At 75.7% G+C, this 14,264-nt stretch carries 14 protein-coding genes; 6 read left to right on the top strand and 8 right to left on the bottom strand.

Going from position 1 to position 14,264, the window contains the following annotated elements; all coding sequences use genetic code 11:
- The first annotated feature begins 88 nt into the window (after nucleotides 1–88).
- The 4 genes from ABT014_RS15595 to ABT014_RS15580 all read left to right on the top strand — a co-directional run bounded on the left by ABT014_RS15595 (nucleotide 89) and on the right by ABT014_RS15580 (nucleotide 3,079).
- The gene (locus tag ABT014_RS15595) at nucleotides 89–910 is read left to right on the top strand and encodes a hypothetical protein (protein ID WP_350639270.1); all 822 of its coding nucleotides are present in this window, start codon (nucleotides 89–91) and stop codon (nucleotides 908–910) included.
- Complete coding sequence (locus tag ABT014_RS15590; RefSeq protein ID WP_350639269.1) at nucleotides 907–2,190, top strand: nucleotidyl transferase AbiEii/AbiGii toxin family protein; 1,284 nt, start codon at nucleotides 907–909, stop codon at nucleotides 2,188–2,190. The genes ABT014_RS15595 and ABT014_RS15590 overlap by 4 nt, the downstream gene beginning before the upstream one ends.
- Nucleotides 2,191–2,466: 276 nt before the next feature.
- Nucleotides 2,467–2,724, top strand: a complete 258-nt coding sequence (locus ABT014_RS15585; protein WP_350639268.1) for a hypothetical protein — start codon at nucleotides 2,467–2,469, stop codon at nucleotides 2,722–2,724.
- Nucleotides 2,725–2,809: 85 nt separating this feature from the next.
- On the top strand, nucleotides 2,810–3,079 hold the full coding sequence (locus ABT014_RS15580; protein WP_350639267.1) for a hypothetical protein: 270 nt from the start codon (nucleotides 2,810–2,812) through the stop codon (nucleotides 3,077–3,079).
- A gap of 1 nt (nucleotide 3,080) precedes the next feature.
- On the opposite strand, the gene ABT014_RS15575 is transcribed toward ABT014_RS15580, so the two are convergent.
- A complete protein-coding gene (locus ABT014_RS15575; protein WP_350639266.1) occupies nucleotides 3,081–3,773 on the bottom strand; it encodes a hypothetical protein in 693 nt (230 codons plus the stop codon).
- Nucleotides 3,774–4,513: 740 nt separating this feature from the next.
- Here ABT014_RS15575 and ABT014_RS15570 point away from each other — a divergent pair.
- Nucleotides 4,514–5,494: an ATP-binding cassette domain-containing protein gene (locus ABT014_RS15570; protein ID WP_350639265.1), complete on the top strand. Its 981-nt coding sequence runs from the start codon at nucleotides 4,514–4,516 to the stop codon at nucleotides 5,492–5,494.
- Nucleotides 5,491–6,294, top strand: a complete 804-nt coding sequence (locus ABT014_RS15565) for an ABC transporter permease (RefSeq protein ID WP_350639264.1) — start codon at nucleotides 5,491–5,493, stop codon at nucleotides 6,292–6,294. The genes ABT014_RS15570 and ABT014_RS15565 overlap by 4 nt, the downstream gene beginning before the upstream one ends.
- A 23-nt stretch (nucleotides 6,295–6,317) precedes the next feature.
- Here ABT014_RS15565 and ABT014_RS15560 read toward each other — a convergent pair whose 3' ends face one another.
- From ABT014_RS15560 to ABT014_RS15535, 7 genes are all read right to left on the bottom strand, one after another.
- Nucleotides 6,318–7,181 carry an NAD-dependent protein deacetylase gene (locus ABT014_RS15560; protein ID WP_350639263.1) on the bottom strand — a complete coding sequence of 288 codons (864 nt, stop codon included), beginning with the start codon at nucleotides 7,179–7,181 and terminating at the stop codon, nucleotides 6,318–6,320.
- 133 nt (nucleotides 7,182–7,314) lie between these two features.
- Nucleotides 7,315–7,716 carry an aggregation-promoting factor C-terminal-like domain-containing protein gene (locus ABT014_RS15555; RefSeq protein WP_350639262.1) on the bottom strand — a complete coding sequence of 134 codons (402 nt, stop codon included), beginning with the start codon at nucleotides 7,714–7,716 and terminating at the stop codon, nucleotides 7,315–7,317.
- A gap of 664 nt (nucleotides 7,717–8,380) precedes the next feature.
- On the bottom strand, nucleotides 8,381–8,458 hold the full coding sequence (locus ABT014_RS34585) for a 50S ribosomal protein bL37 (protein ID WP_452216473.1): 78 nt from the start codon (nucleotides 8,456–8,458) through the stop codon (nucleotides 8,381–8,383).
- Nucleotides 8,459–8,555: 97 nt separating this feature from the next.
- A complete protein-coding gene (locus ABT014_RS15550; protein ID WP_350639261.1) occupies nucleotides 8,556–10,316 on the bottom strand; it encodes an ABC transporter ATP-binding protein in 1,761 nt (586 codons plus the stop codon).
- 189 nt (nucleotides 10,317–10,505) lie between these two features.
- A complete protein-coding gene (locus ABT014_RS15545; RefSeq protein ID WP_350639260.1) occupies nucleotides 10,506–10,643 on the bottom strand; it encodes a SapB/AmfS family lanthipeptide in 138 nt (45 codons plus the stop codon).
- A gap of 115 nt (nucleotides 10,644–10,758) precedes the next feature.
- Nucleotides 10,759–13,359, bottom strand: coding sequence for a class III lanthionine synthetase LanKC (lanKC, locus tag ABT014_RS15540; RefSeq protein ID WP_350639259.1), 2,601 nt, complete (start codon nucleotides 13,357–13,359; stop codon nucleotides 10,759–10,761).
- Between the two features lie 530 nt (nucleotides 13,360–13,889).
- Entirely contained in the window at nucleotides 13,890–14,150 is a 261-nt protein-coding gene (locus tag ABT014_RS15535) for a hypothetical protein (protein ID WP_350639258.1), read from the bottom strand.
- Between the last annotated feature and the right edge of the window lie 114 nt (nucleotides 14,151–14,264).

The raw sequence follows: 14,264 nt of genomic DNA, 5'->3' as shown, positions 1-14,264 counted from the left end.
GCGGGGGCCGTCAAGAGGTCCGACGGCGGGAGTTCGGCCGCCCGCCCTCGCCGCGGCGCTGTCGGTGCCGCCTGGCATCATGCGGGGCATGCTCGCCACCCGCCCTGACCTGGGCCGCCACGCCGTCGACCACCGACCCGGCGCGGACGGCGCCGGGGCGCCCGATCCCGACCATCGACCCGGCCCCGGGGCCGAGCTCGACGCCGGCCTCGCCCGCGCGCTCGACCACCCGCCGGCGATCGCGCTGCGCGGCGACTTCGAGGTCCACCTCACCGTGGGGGCGGAGCACGCCGACGCACTGGCCGGCTGGGCGGCCGGCCACGGTCTGAAGTTCACCCACATCCTGCTGGACCGCGGCACGGCCGCCGTCTCGCAGCCCATGCTCACCCTGCGCGGCTCCGGCGCGTACGCCGAGGTGGCCGCCGTCACCGCCGGCACCGCGCGGCGGATGGCCGGCGCGGGGTTCCCCGTCCTGCGGGTGAAGATCGAATCCGTCCCGTGGGCCGAAGGGGTGCCGCAGACCGCGGCCGAGGCCGCCGCGCTCGGTCCCGAGCGGTACTTCGAACACCACGTCAAGCTCCTGCTGGGCCCCGCCGAACGGACCGAGGGCCTTGCCCGCCTGGCCGTCCGACACGGCGCCCACCTCTCGCGCAACGCCCGCCGCACCCGGGCCGACGGCGACCGGGAGCACTTCGTCACCCAGCGCTGCCGCCTGGTCGGCCTGCCCGAGGCGGGCCGCCGGCTGGACGCCCTGCTCGCCGACCTGCGCGCCGACGGCCGCCGGATCGCCTCGGTGGAGCGGGAGTTCGTGGCGCTGGACAGCGACGAGGCCCTGGACGCCGGCTGGATCGACGACCGAAGCACCCACCGCCAGCACGCACACCACCACCCGGAGGGGACCTCCCGATGACCACCGACACGCCCGACCACACCGCCGACCCGGCCGCCGACTGGGACGGCTTCGACTACGGCCCCTGGGAGCAGGTGGTGCTGCCCCGCCGGGCGCCCGGCGAGGAGGTCCGCGAGGAGCTCGACCTGCCGCGCAGCCTGGCCCCGATCGACGACGCGGGCGTCACCCAGCAGCCGGTCTTCGACCCCGCCCTGGCGAGCTACGCCCGCGCCCTGCGGCCGAGCGAGCCCGCCTTCGCCGACCCGGAGCTCGCCCCGCGCTGGCTGGCCGCCCGCCGGGAGGCGCTCGCCACCGTGCTCTCCGCGGTCGCCGGATCCGGCTGGGCGGACCACCTGGTGCTGCGCGGGTCCGTCCTGCTGCGCGCCTGGTACGGCGAGGCAGCCCGGGAGCCCGGCGACCTCGACTTCGTGGTCCGCCCCGAGGACTGGCAGCTGGAGGACGAGCGCACCGGGCGGATGCTGGACGAGATCGCGGCCGCCGCCGAGCGGCTGTCCGGCCCGGTCCGGCTCCACGCCGACCAGGCCCTCTCGGACGAGATCTGGACCTACAGCCGGGTGCCGGGCCGCCGCCTGGTGCTGCCCTGGAGCGCGCCCGGCCTGCCCGGCGGCACCGTCCAGCTGGACTTCGTCTTCACCGAGCACCTCCCGGCCGAGCCGCGCCCGGCCGAACTCCCGGGCGTCACCGGCACGCTGCTCGCCGCCACGCCGGAGCTGTCGCTCGCCTGGAAGCTGCTCTGGCTGGTGACGGACAACCACCCGCAGGGCAAGGACCTGTACGACGCCGTCCTGCTGGCCTCCTCCGCCGAACTCTCCTACGAGCTGCTCCGCGCGGCGTTCTGCAGCTCCGCCGAGATCTGGGCCGCCTGGCCGTTGCTGCCCGCCGGGCTCGCCGAACTCGAGGTCGACTGGGACGAGTTCCGCAAGGACTACCCCGACCTGGCCGAAGCCGGCGAGGAGCTGCCGGCCCGGCTGGCCGTGGCGCTCGCCCCCACCTTCGGCGGCCGCACCGACCACGAGCTGCGCCTGCACTGGCTGGCGCCGCTGATCGAGGAGTGCCGGCAGGTCCTCGCCGGAGCCGGGATGGCCGCGGTGCAGGAGCACCTGCACCGCGCCGACGTCCGGGAACTCATCCGGCTGGTCATCACGGACGAGCTGCTCGGCGGCGACCTCGAGCGGGCCCACGACGCGGTCGCGGCCGGGCTCGCCGACTCGTCCTACCGGCTGGCCCGGCTGCGCCGCAGCGCGGACGAGCTCGCGGCGGAGCGCGCGGGTAGCCAGTAGGGGCCTGAGCCCCGGGGGCGTGCGCCGGCCGGCGTCGGGACCGGCCGGCGCAGCCGTGCCCGGGCCGCATGCAGACTCCGGCCGCCGGGCCGGGCTCGACTCGCCGGGGGTAGTCCTGAAGTGGGAAAGCCGGGCGGATGCCGTTTCCGAGGCGGCCCGGCGCCGGTTGAACGGGGGGCGACCGGACCCGGGCACCCCGCTCGCCGGTCCCGCCCCGTGTCGAAGCCCGACCGCCGCCGACCAGAGCGGCGCAGCCGTCCCCGGAGGGATGACCCGATGACCACCGTCCACCAGCCTCCCCGTGGCATCGCCGCCCGCGTCCCCGCCCAGGACAGCGCCACCGCCGGGCAGCGCGCGGCCGCGCAGATGCTCGGGCTGCGCAACGTCACGCTCCCGGCCGCGGTCATCTCCGCCGCCGCGGAGCTGCTGGACGACCGGCTCGGCGAGCAGTCGGACGCCGTCACCCGGGAGGCCACCGCCGCGGTGCTCAGCCGGCTGCGCGCCGCGATCGGCCAGGACCACCCGGGGCGGTGACGGCCGGTCGGGCCACCGGCGTACGAGCGGACGCTCCCGCCGTGGCCCCGCGCCGCTGTCGGTGGCGGGTGGCATGCTGCCGGGCATGGACGATGCGCTGATGCGGGGCCGGGTGTACGGCGCCGACCACGAGGACCCGGACCCGGGGCCCAAGCCGGGCCGCAGTTACCGCGAGCTGGTGGCCGGGCCGCTGGACGGCCTCCTGCTGGACGTCACCGGCTGGCACGGCGACCGGCTCGCCCTGGGCGCCGCGCTGCCCACCGAGATCGGCGCGCACGGGCCCGGCGGCCGGGCGCACTACGCGCCCCGCCCCGGTGACCCGCGGCGCTGGGACTGGGCGGGCGACACCCCGTGAATCAGCCGTCGAGGCGCAGGTTCCAGGTCGTCAGCGTGCCCTCGAGCTGGCCGTAGGAGCCCGCGTCGTAGTGGGTCGCGGTCACCTCCAGCACGGCGATCGGCGAGTGCTCCTGGACGAGGCACACCCGGTCGTTCACCCCCACGACGGCCGCGCCGGTCGCCTGGGTGGCCAGCAGTTCCTTGCACCCCTGGGCGGTCGGTGCCTCGGCGCCGCTCCACACCGCGACGGTGCCCTTGACCTGGAGCGAGCTGGAGCCCTCGCGCCCGACCGAGGGCCGCAGGCCGAAGGTGCCCGGGACGCCGACCCGGGGCGGGACCTGATCCAGGTCGACGCCTTCCTGCCCGAAGAGCACGTGCCCCGTCCAGCGGACCGAGCCGGCGCCGGAGCCGGAGCCCGTCCCGGTGGTCTTCGAGTCGACCGGGGCCGGCGTCGAGGGCTTGTCGGTGGAGCTCTGCACGGGCTGCGCCGGCGCGGTGACCGAGCTGGGCGGCGGCGGGGCCGACCCGGTGGAGGAGGAGCCGCCGAAAATGGCGGCGAAGGCACTGGCCACACCGGCGACGGCGCTCACCACGGCGGCCGCGGTGCCCCACAGCTTGGCCTGGGAGGGTCCGGCGGTGGCCGGCTGCGGCGGCCCCGCCTGGGTGGCCGGCGGATGCGGCGGCTGGGCGGGCGGCTGCGACGGATCCTGCACGATGTGTCCCCCTGGGAATCCCCGTCCGGCCCGGCCGCGGGGGCGGCGAACCGGTTGATTCCCGGCACGATAGCAAGTCCGACCTGCCGTCAGAAACCGTCTTCCCCGGCCGCGTTGTGCGGGGGGCGGGAGGTGCGGGGCCGGCGCCGGGGCCGCGAACGGCGCGCGCCGGGCGCGCGCCCGGACCGGCGGAGGCCGGGGTGGGTCACCGGATCGGATGACCTCGCAGCGGCTGAGGCCTTGGCTTTTGGATCTTGTCGGATCAGCGCGCGGCCGGGCGTGCCGACGGAACGTCCTCGTGCCGGGTGCACCTGGGCGTTTCGGCGGTGCGTCCATGCGGAGCCGGATGCCGGGGGTCCCTCCCGGACGGAGGCGGCGGGAGCATCGTGCGCCCGGCAAGATCCGTAGGAGAGGGCCTGGCAGGGACACCGGGTCGGCGGGCCCGGGTAGGGCCCGCCGCCGGAGGCCGGAGCGCTTCCGCGGACGGAAGGGGTGCGCGCTGCGGCGGTCGGCCCGGGCCGGCCCGGTGGAGGCGCCTGCCCTTGGCGCAGGACCCTAGCCGCGCATCCGCGCCGTGCGAACCCCAACCGGCGGGTATCCCGCTGGCTGGGACGGCGGCGAGGGGTCCGGCGGGCCGCCGCGCCGGGGGCGCGCGGGGGCGGACCCGGGGGGACGATGGAGGCAGCCGCGGCCCGACCGGCGGACCCGGCGCGATCCGTCACCCCGGCGAGGGAGGAGCGATGGCACAGGCCGCCATCAGCGTCGAGCGCCTCACCAAGCGCTACGGTCCGGTGACCGCCCTGGACGGGGTGGACTTCGAGGTCCGGGCCGGGACGATCTTCGGTCTGCTCGGACCGAACGGCGCGGGCAAGACCACCGCGATCCGGATCCTGACCACGATCCTGCGGCCGAGCGGCGGCCGGGCCGCCGTCCTCGGGCACGACGTGGTCCACGAGGCCCGCACCGTACGGGGCCTGATCGGCCTGGCCGGCCAGTACGCGGCGGTGGACCCGAACCTCACCGGCCGGGAGAACCTTCGGCTGATCGGCCGGCTCACCCAGCTGCCCGCCGCCCGGATCCGGCCGCGCGCGGCCGAGCTGCTGCGACGCTTCGACCTGGAGGCGGCGGCCGACCGGCCGGCGCGCACCTACTCCGGCGGCATGCGGCGCCGGCTCGACGTCGGGGCGGCCCTCGTCCCGGACCCGCCGGTGCTCTTCCTGGACGAGCCGACCACCGGCCTCGACCCGCAGAGCCGCACCGCGCTGTGGGAGCTGATCCGCGAGCTGGTGGGCGACGGCACCACCGTGCTGCTCACCACCCAGTACCTGGAGGAGGCGGACCGGCTGGCCGCCCGGGTGGTGGTGGTGAACGAGGGCCGGATCATCGCCGACGACACCCCGGCCGCCCTCAAGACCACGCTGGGGAACACCGTGATCGAGCTGGGCATGGGCGACGAGTCCCGGGCGCAGCAGGCCGCCGCCGTCCTGGCCGGCCGGCTGCCCGAGCCCCCGGAGCGCGAGGGCGCGCTGCTCCGGCTGGCCGCCCGGGACGGATCCGCGCTGCTGATCGAGGTCCTGCACGCGCTGGAGGCGGCCGGGCTGGTGCCGCGTACGGTCACCGTCCGCGAGTCCAGCCTCGACGACGTGTTCCTGGCGCTGACCGGACACCGCGCGGAGGGCGGCCGGAATCCCGGAGCCGCGCCCGAGGGAGGCACCCCGTGAGCGGGGCCGACGCCGGCCGGCTCGGCGCCCGGATCACCGCGCCCGTCCGGGACGGCCTCGCGGTGGCCTGGCGCAACCTGATCGCGCTGCGGCGGGTGCCCCGGCTGCTGGTGTTCTCCACCATCCAGCCGCTGGTCTTCGTGCTGATGTTCCGCTACGTCTTCGGCGGCGTGGTCGGCCCCGCGCTGCCGCCCGGGGTCACCTACGTCGACTTCCTGATCCCCGGGATCTTCGTGCAGACCGCCGTCTTCGGCGCGATGAACACGGCGATCGGGCTGGCGACGGACATGCAGACCGGGTTGATGGAGCGGTTCCGCTCGCTGCCGATGGCCCGCTCCGCGGTGCTGTCCGGGCGGACCATGGCGGACCTCGCCCGCAACGTCTTCGTGGTGGCGCTGATGACGGGGGTCGGCTTCCTGCTGGGCTTCCGGATCCACGCGGGGGTGCCCGCCTTCCTGGGCGGGGTGCTGCTGGTGCTGGCGTTCGGCTTCGCGATGTCGTGGATCTTCGCGGTGGTCGGATTGGCGGTGGGCGATCCGGAGACCGCGCAGGCCGCCTCGTTCCCGGTGCTCGCGCCGCTGGTGTTCGCCTCGGCGGCGTTCGTCCCGGTCTCGACCATGCCGGGCTGGCTGCAGGGGTTCGCCAACCACCAGCCGGTCTCCCGGACGGCGGAGGCGGTCCGGGTGCTCGTCCTCGGCGGGCCGGCGACCAGCGCGGTCTGGCAGGCGCTCGCCTGGGACGCCGGGATCGTGGCGGTCTTCGCGCCGCTCGGCGTCTGGTTCTACCGCCGGGCCGTGTAGCGGCGGTCGGTCGGTGGCGCCGGTCAGGGCGTGCCGAGACGGTCGGCCAGGGTGGTGAGGGCCTCGCCCAGCGGGAGCGCGACGGTGGCGACGGCGTACCCGTCGCCGCGGGTCGTGCCCTGGTTGACGATGGCGACGGGCTTGCCGGCGCGCGCCGCGTGGTGCACGAAGCGCAGGCCCGACATCACCGTCAGCGAGGAGCCGAGCACCAGCAGCGCCCGGGCCGCGTCCACCAGGTCGAAGCACCGCTGCACCCGGGGCCTGGGCACGGTCTCGCCGAAGAAGACCACGTCCGGTTTGAGCACCGACCCGCAGGCCTCGCACGGGGCGATCCGGAAGGCGCCCACCAGCTCGGCGGGCAGCTCGGCGTCGCCGTCCGCGTTGGTCGCCGCGTCCGGCTCCCGGAAGGCGCCGTTCATGGCGTGCAGCCGGCGGTCCAGCTCCTCGCGCGGGCTGGTGCGCCCGCAGCCGAGGCACACCACCCGGTCCAGGCCGCCGTGCAGTTCGACGGCGTCCAGGGTGCCGGCCGCGCGGTGCAGGCCGTCGACGTTCTGGGTGATCACCGCCGACACCCGGCCGGCGCGGCGCAGCTGCTCGACGGCCCGGTGGCCGGCGTTGGGGCGGGCCTCGGCGATCGTCCGCCAGCCGACGTGGCTGCGCGCCCAGTACCGGCGGCGGCCCTCCTCGTCGGCGACGAACTCCTGGTAGGTCATCGGCGTGCGGCGGCGCAGGCTGCCGGTGACGCCGCGGTAGTCGGGGATGCCGGACTCGGTGGAGAGGCCGGCGCCGCTCAGCACGGCGACCCCGCCGCCGTCCAGCAGGCGGGCGACCTCGTCCAGGCCGGCGGTCAGGGGCCCGGGGCCGCCGGGCAGCGCGTGCGTAGGCATGCAGACAGGGTAGATCGGCGGGAACGCCGCAGGGCCCGGTGCGCGGGAGTGCGCACCGGGCCCTGCGGCTCGGCCCCAGGGGCTCCCCGCGGCGCCGTGGTCACGGCTGCGCTGGGAGGCCCGGCGGGTTCGATCAGTACCAGTGGTGGGTCTGCCAGAACGCCCAGGCGCCGTTCGGGCTGCCGTAGCGCTCGTTCATGTAGTTCAGACCCCACTTGATCTGGGTGGCGGGGTTGGTCTTCCAGTCGGCGCCGGCCGAGGCCATCTTGGAGCCGGGCAGGGCCTGGACCAGGCCGTACGCGCCGGAGGAGGCGTTGGTGGCGGTGACGTTCCAGCTGCTCTCGTGCGAGACGATCTGGTTGAACGAGGCCAGCTGGTCGGCCGGGACGATCTGCGCGGCCAGGGCCTGCGCCGAGGTGGCCGGGGTGGCGGCGGAGGCCATCGCGGGGGCGACGGCGGTGCCGAGCGCGGCGATACCGGCGGCGGAGACGAGTACGGCGGCCGAGGTACGCAGACGGGTGGAGAAGATTCGCATGTGGAGAAAGCCTCAATCGGTTGGCTGCGCTCCCGTCCGCCACGATCGCCGGCCGATGTGGCCGGGGGGTCGGGACGGGGCGCGGGCACCTCATGGAGCGAGGGCCTGAACGGGCGTCGCAGCGAGACAGGTTGCTGCGGCGTCTGACGACTACGCCATTGTTAGCGGGGTGTCCGGCGCTCGCCAAGACCCCCTGTTACGACGCCCGGTCGTAGTAAACATCGGATTTCGACCCGATGCGAAGATCGCCCCGAGCGGCTCCGGAGGCAATCCAAACCTTCTAAAAACGGGCATTTCGGACAATTTTTCGCGGTGTTACGCCCCGGAACCCCGTTCCGCCCCGCCTCCTCGCCCTCCGGGCCCGGATGACACGCCCGGCCGGACCGCCGCTGCGCCGCTCGGCGCGGGACGATCAACTACGCCCCGTCGTAGGCCTCCGGGGCCGTGTGAGCACCCTCACCGCGCACCCCCGCCCAGGGCCCCGCGATACCACGCAGAGCGCCCTCGGCGGCACACACCGCACACCCCCCGCGCGCCCAGGAACCCCCGCGCCCCCTCCTGCACCCCCCGGCACCCCCCGGCACCCCTCAACGCCCTCCGGACGGCACGACGCCGCCCGGGGCGGCTGCGCCCCGGGCGGCGGTACGGCTTCGCGGTGCTCCGCTCAGGACTGCGGCCGCTTGCCGTGGTTGGCCTTGTTGTTCCGGCGGGTCTTCTTCTTCCGGCGACGCTTCGACGACATGCTGCTCTCCTCTCCCGACACTGGGTTCCCGCCCCCGGTCCAACCTCGCACACCGGGGCCCGGTCGGCGCGGCGTCGGGCGGCGGGGTCGGGCGCGGTCAGCGGGCCGGCGCCGCCTGGCTGGCGACCAGCTCCCGGTAGGGGGTGCAGCGCTCCAGCAGGGTCGGGTGGTCGCCGGCGTCCAGCACCGAGCCCTCGCTCATCATGATCACGTGGCCCGCGTGCTGGACGGTGGACAGCCGGTGGGCCACCACGATCACGGCCCGGGTCGCCGCCAGCTCCTCGACCACGGCGCGGAAGCGCTGCTCGTTGAGGCCGTCCAGCTGGCTGGTCGGTTCGTCCAGCAGGACGATGTCGGCATCCGAGAGCAGCGCCCGTGCCAGCGCCATCCGCTGGCGCTGGCCGCCGGAGAGGTCCGACTCGCGGCCCAGCGGGGTGTCCAGGCCGTGCGGCAGCCGGGCGATGTCCTCGGTCAGCCCGACAGCTTCCAGCGCGGCCGCCAGCTCGTGGTCACCGGCCGGGTCGGTGCGGCCGAGCTGGAGGTTCTCCCGGGCGGTGGCCTCCAGCAGGGTGAAGGCCTGGTCGACGTACGCGATCCGGGCCCGCAGGGCGTGCAGCGGCCAGTGCCGGGTGTCGTGGCCGAGGACGGTGATCGACCCCCCGGAGGGCCGGATGAACCGGTCGATCAGCGAGAGCGCGGTGCTCTTGCCGGCGCCCGAGGGGCCGACCACGGCGGTCAGCCCGGTGCGCGCGGTGGTGAAGGAGATGCCGCGCAGCGCCGCGTCGCCCGCGCCGGCGTGGGTGTAGGAGACGGCGTCGAAGACCACCGAGGGGGCGTCCGGCAGCGGGGCGGGGGCGGCCCGGTCGGCGTCCTCGGGCCCGGTCTCCGGGGCGAGCGCGAGCAGTTCGTTGCAGCGGTCGCGGGCGGCCAGCCCCGCCTGGAGGCGGCCGAAGCCGGTCGCCAGGGTGCTGACCGAGGGGATGGTCTGGAGCAGGTAGAGCAGGAAGGCCGCGAAGGCCGCCACGTCGAGCTGGCCCGCAGCCAGCCGGGCGCCGCCGGTGAGGATCACGGCGATCATCGCGAACTGGTTGCCCAGCGCCAGCACCGCCGGGATCAGCGCGCCGAGCCTGGCTCCCTCCAGCGACACCACCCGCAGCCGCTCCGCGTCCTGCGCGAGCGCCCGGGCGGCCACCGGCTCGGCCCGGTACGCCTTGATCGTGGTGAGCGCCTCCAGGTTGGCGGTGAAGCGCTGGGCGATCTGCCCGACGGCGGTCTGCTGGCCGCTCACGTTGGCCTTCAGCCGGCGCAGGATCAGCAGCACCAGCACGGTGAGCACGGCCAGTGAACCCACCGTGACCAGGGTCAGCACCCAGTCGATCCACACCATCACCCCCAGCGTCGCGGCCACGGTCAGGGCGGCCAACGGCAGCTGGGTGGCGACCTCGACGACCTGCCGGAGCAGCAGCGCGTCCGAGGTGATCCGGGCGGCCAGATCGCCGGTGCCCTGGGTGCGGACGGTGGCGAGCGGCAGCCGCAGCGCGTGCTCCATGATCCGGATCCGCAGCCGGTAGGTCATCCGCTCGCCGATCCTGGCCAGCAGGAAGCCGGAGACGGCCTGTTCGAGGGCGCCGCCCACGGCCGCCGCGCACATCAGCAGCACGGCGGGGCCGAGCGGACGGTGCTCCGAGAAGTCGGTGACGATCTCCCGGACGAGCAGCGGGAGCGCGAGCGCGGCGCCGGTGGCGGCCAGCGCGAAGAGGAGGGCGCAGGCGAGCCGGCCCGGTTCGGCGGTCAGTTCACGGCGCAGCCGCACGGGGTCGGGCGCGCTGTCCGCGGTGCGGGGAGGCTGGTCGGCCACGGGGAGCCTCTCTGGTGATGCGGGGTGGGCGTGCTGCTCCGGCGGGCGTACTGCCTGCGGGCGGGGGCCGAGCGACGGACCGGGCCGGAGCGGCAGGGTCTGCTGCTCCGGCCCGGTGGCCGGCCGGGCCCGTACTGAAGGCCCGGCCGGCTGCGCGGTACTGCCCGTCCTACCGGACGGCGGTGCGGGTCAGAGGCAGACGAGCGTGCTGACCGTGCTGGTGCCGCAGTTGAGGACGCTCAGCGAGCTGGTGCTGGCGAGGGTGTCGTCGATCGGGGCCGCCTCGGTCTCGGGCAGCTCCATCGTCTGGAGGTCGAGGATCGCCATGACTGTCTCCTTCTCTTCGAGGGTGAATCACCCTGCATCACCCGGCCCGGCGGCCGGGAGTCAATGGGGGCGCGTGGAGCGCCCGGGGGCGGAGCAGGCGGGCCGGACGGCCCGCTCAGTCCGCGGTGGTGGCGGGCGGCGCGGGTGCCGCTCCGCCGGTCCAGGGGAGGAAGGGGGTGCCGGCCAGCGCGGTGCCGAGGGCGAGCAGCACGCCGGCCGAGCCGGTCGCCAGGTCCGCCGACAGCCGCAGCAACTGGTCACCGGGGAAGGCGAGATGGCCCTGGTAGGTGATCTGGTGCAGGGCCAGCAGCGCCCGCTGGCGGCGGAGCAGCGCGTGGTGCTCCGCGGCCGCGGCCGTGCCGTCCGGCGGTGCGGTCAGCGCCAGGTGGCCGAGCAGGCCCGCCCGTCCGTTGAACAGGCCCGGCTGGATGATGAACTCCGGCTCCGCGGCGCGCCGCAGCGGGGCGGCCCGGTCGGCCGAGGGGCTGTCCGGCCGGTGCGCCAGCAGGGCGTTCAGCACCAGGCCGATGCCCGCGCTGCCGGTCTCGACGTAGGGCAGCACCCGGCGGCCGTCGACCACCTGGAGGGTGCCGTCCGCGACCGTGGCGCACCGGTCGAGGTCGCGCTGCAGCAGGGTCTCGGCCTGGTCGAGCAGCGCGTGCTCACCGGTCCGCTCGTACAGCCGGACCAGGGCGAGTGCGGGGCCGGAGGCGCCCGCCAGCAGCCCGGCCTTGCGGCGGGCGTCGTCCGGGTCGGCCTTCTCGGCCTCGTCGGCGGCGGCCCGGGCGAGGGCCAGCGCCTCGTCCAGCAGGCGGGGGTCGGCGGTGGCGGTGGCGAAGTGCAGCAGGGTCAGGGCGATGCCGGCGCCGCCGCCGGCCAGCCCCGGGCCGAGCTCGCTGTCGCCGGTGGCGGGCAGCCGGTGCAGCAGGTCGAGCGCCGCCTCGCGCTCCCCGAGCAGGTCGAGGGTGTAGGCCACGCCGTGCCCGCCGGAGTAGAGCCCAGGGCCGAGCGGGCTGTTGCGGGCGGCGCGCAGCACCCAGTCCAGGTGGTCGGGGTCGATCGGGGCGCCGGTGGCGTGCAGGGCGTACAGGACGCCCGCTGCGCCGTGCGCCAGGCCCAGGCCGCCCTGGGTGAACTGGGCGACGTCGCCCGGGAAGAGCCGGTCGACGCGCTGCGGGGTGGCCATCGCGGCGATGCCCGCGGCGAGCGAGTCCCGGAGGGCGGGCCAGTCGGCCTGTTCGGCGGTCAGCAGGGCGCGGGCCTCGGTGCGGCGCTGCCCGAGCTCGGGTCGCGGGGTGCGGCCGTCGGCGGGTGCCGGGGCGAGCAGGCGGCGGATCTCGTCGGTGTAGCCGGGGGGCACCGGGAAGCGCCGCTCGACGGCGTCGGCGAGTTCCAGGGCCTTGCCCGCGTCCAGGGCCGGGAGTTGCGCCAGCGGGAGGAAGAGCCAGAGCCGGATCGCGGCCAGCCCGTATCGGTCGATCTGCGGGCCGGTGTACCCGGACGGTGCGGTGAAGCCGGCGGCGCCCAGCGCAGGGCGGACGAACTCCTCGGTCGGGCTGGCGAGTTCGAAGTCGATGAAGCAGACCTCGCCGTCCGGCCGGATGATCAGGTTGCGCGGGTGGAGGTCGCCGAAGACCACGCCCCGGGCGTGGATGGCGTCCAGCGCCCGTTCGATCCGCTCGACGATGCCGAGCGCCTCGCGGGTGTAGTCGGCGACCGCGGCCTCGTCCGGGTCGGGGTGGATCAGCGGGTAGCGCGCGGTGAGCCACTGGCTGAGCGACTGCCCGTCGATGAACTCCTGGGCCAGGAAGCGGTGTTCCCAGGCGGTCAGCAGTCCGTGCACAGCGGGCACCCCGGGCACCCCGGCCAGCCGGGAGAGCATCGCGTGCTCCTGCTCGAGCCGGGTGACGGCATCGGTGCCGCGCTGGTCGAGGCCGGCGTGCGGCCGGGCCTCCTTCAGCACCAGCTGAGGGCCGTCCGCCCCGTCGCGGGCCAGGTAGACGCCGCCGGCGTTGGAGAAGTGCAGCACCCGCTCCACGGTGTAGGGGAGCGCGGGGCCCTGCTGCGCGGCCCGGGCGGCCAGTGCCGGGGCCAGCACCTCCGGCACCGGTGCCCAGGAGGGGACGGAGAAGCCGGCGCCGCGCACGTCCGGCACCAACCGGCCGTCCGGGCCCTCCAGTGCGAGCACCCGCTCGCCGGCGTCGTTGCGGCAGTGCCGCTCGGCGAAGCCCCCGTACCGCAGGTAGAGCGGGCCGTCGCCCCAGCGCAGGTCGCTCAGGATGTACGGGCCCCGGCGCCCGGCCAGCAGCGGGCCGAGCCCGTGGAGACATCGTTCGAGCTCCGCGTCGTCCACCGGGTAGAGCGTGCAGAACTTCCCGCTCGAACCGCGGGCGGCGTACTTGGAGTTCTGGACCTGGAGGATCGGCAGGCCGCGCAGGAACTTGAAGGTGATCCGCTCCCGCAGGCAGTACGCCCACACCTCCTCGAGCACCTCCTCCGCGTCCGCCAGGCAGGAGGACACGTGGATCTTCCAGCCCTGGTCCGGCAGCGGCACGCCCACGGGCCGCACCACGGCCCAGATCTCCAGGTCGCCGCGCTCCCAGCCGGCGGGCAGCGGCCGGTCGACGGCCGCGAACTCGTCGGGGGCGCCCCATCGCCGGGGCGAGTCGTAGAACAGGGGATCGGCGTAGGCGTAGGCCTCGTACCGGTTGTCCAACGGGATCCCTCCTCAGGGCAGGGGAGTGCTCGGGTGCGGTGGCGCAGTGGGCGGGGATCGGCACCGGCCCGGGGGAGGGCAGGGGGCTCGACGCTGCACCGGCGGGCTCCGGAAAGCCCGTGGTGCGATGCGACTATCCGAAGTGTTGGGGTCCGCTGAGTTCGTGCGCAACGGCGCGGAAACGATTATTCAGCGGGGATATGCACAACCAGCGCGTATGCGATCCGCGAACGAGCCCTGGCGCGAATATGTGCGCCGGGTGCTCCGACTGACGTCCCGTCAGATCCGGATGATCAAGGCGGCGTCGTGCGGGCCGAGGCGGGCTCCGCCCACCGCCGGGACGCTGACCAGCGGTGATCCCGGCCGGCCCGACCGGTGGACGGCGGACGGCGGGCGGGCGCGCGAGGCGTAGTGCTCCGGCGCACGGCAGGCGCCGTTCACGGCTGCGCCGGCGGATGCTCACCGTCCGGGCCGCCGGAATTGTCCGGCGGGGCGGGAACGAAGGACCCGGGATCGAAATTTCGTTCCCATCACGGCACAATCTCGATCGGGCTGGATTCGGGCACGGAGATTCCGGCGGCTCCCCGATCCGGCGGGCGGCAGTGCGCCATCGTCGAAGACGTGTTCGGCCGGCCGTCGTGCGTTCGTCGGATCGGGCGCTCCGCGCCCGCGTCGGCGATCCCCGGAGGCGTCCGACGGGCGATCGTTCCGAGCACCACCTCTTCTCCTGCGGCACGTTGCCGCTGCCGCAGGCCCGGTTCGACCGGTTCGGCCGGCTGCTCGAAGGGCACCCCGACGCCTTGCCCGGCCATCGCCCGACCTGGATCACCGTCACGGGCCCGGAGGCCACCCTGCGGTCCGGCCGTGCGGCCCGGGCCCACCTCCCCGTCGTCGGGGGCCGTCCC

Origin of the sequence: Kitasatospora sp. NPDC094015, from assembly GCF_040304075.1 — a bacterium.
In the GTDB taxonomy this organism is placed as follows: Bacteria; Actinomycetota; Actinomycetes; order Streptomycetales; family Streptomycetaceae; genus Kitasatospora.
Note: the sequence above shows the minus strand (reverse complement) of the source record. Positions and strands in the feature narration are given on the sequence as shown.